Consider the following 2,709-nt stretch of genomic DNA (forward strand, 5'->3'; position numbering starts at 1 on the left):
CAAGCCAACAATTAGCCAGACTCTGCCTCTGGAGTTGGACAACTTGCTATCCGGTGCGGGAGCCAGCTCCCGCACTCCAGAAAACCCATACAATGCCAGCGCGCTAAATGTCAGCAAATACGGCTCACGCATCGCCGCCGAACCGAGCAAGATGCTTTCAGGATACAACGCAAAGATCCACGCAGTGACCCATGCCACTTTTTGTCCAAACGTCTGATTGACCGCCTTCCACAAAAACGGAATCCCAAATGCCGCCACGATGGCAGACATCAGCATCAGCAGTAACGGACGGTGCGCGTCGGGTGAGAGATAGCGATAGATCCATGCGCTGAACGCCAGTAATCCACCATACTGGTCATAAGCGAAGCGATCTGTGAACGCATTGAGAACTGGCGCATCGGAAGTTGCCAGTTCCCACGCTTCATCGTCCCGGCGGTGTGCATCGGTGAAGACGAAGCCTGCCTGGTCATCCTCATCCTCATGACCATAAATGGGCAGGAAAACGTTCAACGAGACCCCAACAAGCAAACGCACGGCAAAGGTGAGGGCGAGGATATACGCCAGCGTCTTTCCAGCATTGGCCCAGCGCAGAGAAATGGTAAAGAGTGTAAAGGAAAGGAGAAAGAGGAAAGAGAAAGAGGCGAAGCCAATTCCCCAATTCCCCGGCCCCAGAGACGACAAGCCCGCGCCCAGCGCGAGGGCGAGTGGGAGCATCCAGAGAAAGTCAGTTTTCTTGAGAGTCATGTGCGGGAGATTCTACACTACTTGCCAACCACCATGTTTCGTTTCTTCGGGAAGGATATAATTCTGCCTATCAGAGCCAAAGGATGTGGGCAACCCTTAGATCAGCGAGGAGAAAGCCATGATAAAAGTAGCAGTTTCGGGTGCGACGGGCCGTTTGGGGAGTGTCATTGCAAGAGCCATTGCAAGCGCGGACGATATGCAGTTGAGCGGAGCGTATGCTCCATCCCACGCAGGCGAGGTGGTGGCAGGGGTCGAGGTCGAAGATTCCATCAAAAATATCAATGCTCAGATCGTTGTGGAGTGTACCCATCCCAATGTGGTGATGGGGAATCTAAAGCAGTGGCACGCCAAAGGTGTCAGCGTGGTGGTGGGCACCTCCGGCTTTACGAAGGAGCGGATTCAGGAGGTGAGGTCCTTTTGGGGTGAAAACGATCCGGGCTGTCTGATCGTCCCCAACTTCTCGATCGGCGCGGCGCTCATGATGCGCTTTGCTGAAATCGCCTCCGCTTATTTTGAATCCGCCGAGATCATCGAACGTCACGAAAACACCAAACCGGATGCGCCTTCCGGGACCGCACTGGCAACCGCCATGCGCATGCAGAAGTATCGCAAAGAAGTGGATGAGCTAAAGAACGATGAGATCATAAAAGGCGCACGCGGCGGATTGGCATCCGGGATTCGGGTCCACTCTCTGCGGATGAAGGGGTTGTTATCAGATCAGGAGGTCGCGTTCAGCAATGTGGGCGAGACTTTTTCCATCCAACATCGCAGTACGTCTTATGACTCCTTTGCCAATGGCGCCTTGATCGCCATTCGGTATGTGCAAACCATCAAAGGTGTGGCAACCGGGTTGGATGCGGCGCTGGATTTTGCGGCAAAAGGAATTTCTTGACGATTAATTTGAAGGGCAGTACGATTCCCCAATGAAGAAGCCTACCTTTCGCCCGGACCTGACGGATTATCTACCTTATATTGAGGCGTTAGCAGATAAACTGAACGAGGAAAGTATTTTCAAGATGAGCCGGACCGATGCGGTGAATATCGCCATTGAACTGGCTTGCAAGAATGTTTTACCCGATGTTCGGGTCGAGAAAAAGCGGAAGTTGTATATAACATTAAAAATGTGATGTACATTCCGTCTAATTACATAGTTAGGCGCTTCGCATCAATCCATAAGATGTAATAGATCAAAGAGAATTTAACCTTGAATACACCAAACCGCAGCAGTTTATCAAAGCAGGAGATAGCATACAATCTTCTCGATGGTGTCACCAATCCACAGAGTTTCTCCTGTAGGGTCTTGTGGTATTTCCGTAGTCATTCCCAACTTTACATAAAGGCGGAAAGCTTGGCTTCTCCAGAAAGTCACCCCTTAATCCTGGCATTTGAGTCAGTTTATTATTTTGAAGGCCCAATGATGTGGCACGGCTTGGATTTTCGTCTTGGATCACTAAAGGAGCGAATAAGTTTGTTGCAGGCAGGATGGATTGACGTGGGACAATGGCTAGAAAAGTTTGCGGAAGAACAGCTTCTGTTCGTGCTCGAACGCCCTAAATATAGAGTACAAATCGTCGCCAGTAGCTTTCACATTGACACAAATGAGCCGAACATTCGTTTGGTGCACTCTGATACAGCTCAAAATAGTCAAGAATGAGTCATGACATCACTTCAGTCTTTAAGTAGATTTGAGTAAATGCAATGAATCGGCTCGCTAAAAACCAGGCAACGTATCTTGCACAATCAAAAGCGCCTAACACCGCGTGCACTGGACTGGCGGGTACGCGCCGCGTTTCCAAGCGTTTTCTTGGCTCAAACCATTTCCGTTTAAGTGGCGTTACCTCGTCCCGCCCGCCAGCCCAGTACCGATAACTTGCAGTGTCAAGGGTATCAAAGGAAAGAATAGCGAATTTGTTGCTAGGGTAGGCTTCGCCAAACCCGGCAGTCTTTCGCTTCACTGCGGGTTTC

General features: G+C 50.5%; 5 protein-coding genes. 3 read left to right on the forward strand and 2 right to left on the reverse strand.

Annotation, left to right across the window (positions count from 1 at the left end; translation table 11 throughout):
- Nucleotides 1-744, reverse strand: a 744-nt coding sequence (locus AC14M5_RS21430) for a hypothetical protein (protein ID WP_484031755.1), incomplete at its 3' end; no start/stop codon positions are given.
- 118 nt (nt 745-862) lie between these two features.
- Here AC14M5_RS21430 and dapB point away from each other — a divergent pair.
- The 3 genes from dapB to AC14M5_RS21445 all read left to right on the forward strand — a co-directional run bounded on the left by dapB (nt 863) and on the right by AC14M5_RS21445 (nt 2,398).
- On the forward strand, nt 863-1,636 hold the full coding sequence (gene dapB / locus AC14M5_RS21435; protein WP_484031756.1) for a 4-hydroxy-tetrahydrodipicolinate reductase: 774 nt from the start codon (nt 863-865) through the stop codon (nt 1,634-1,636).
- A 31-nt stretch (nt 1,637-1,667) separates the two neighbouring features.
- Complete coding sequence (locus tag AC14M5_RS21440) at nt 1,668-1,871, forward strand: hypothetical protein (protein ID WP_484031757.1); 204 nt, start codon at nt 1,668-1,670, stop codon at nt 1,869-1,871.
- Between the two features lie 77 nt (nt 1,872-1,948).
- Complete coding sequence (locus AC14M5_RS21445) at nt 1,949-2,398, forward strand: hypothetical protein (RefSeq protein WP_484031758.1); 450 nt, start codon at nt 1,949-1,951, stop codon at nt 2,396-2,398.
- 1 nt (nt 2,399) lies between these two features.
- Here the strand turns inward: AC14M5_RS21445 and AC14M5_RS21450 are convergent.
- Nucleotides 2,400-2,709 (reverse strand): hypothetical protein (locus AC14M5_RS21450; protein WP_484031759.1); only part of this gene is annotated, 310 nt, incomplete at its 5' end.

Source organism: Candidatus Villigracilis sp. (assembly GCF_057083605.1).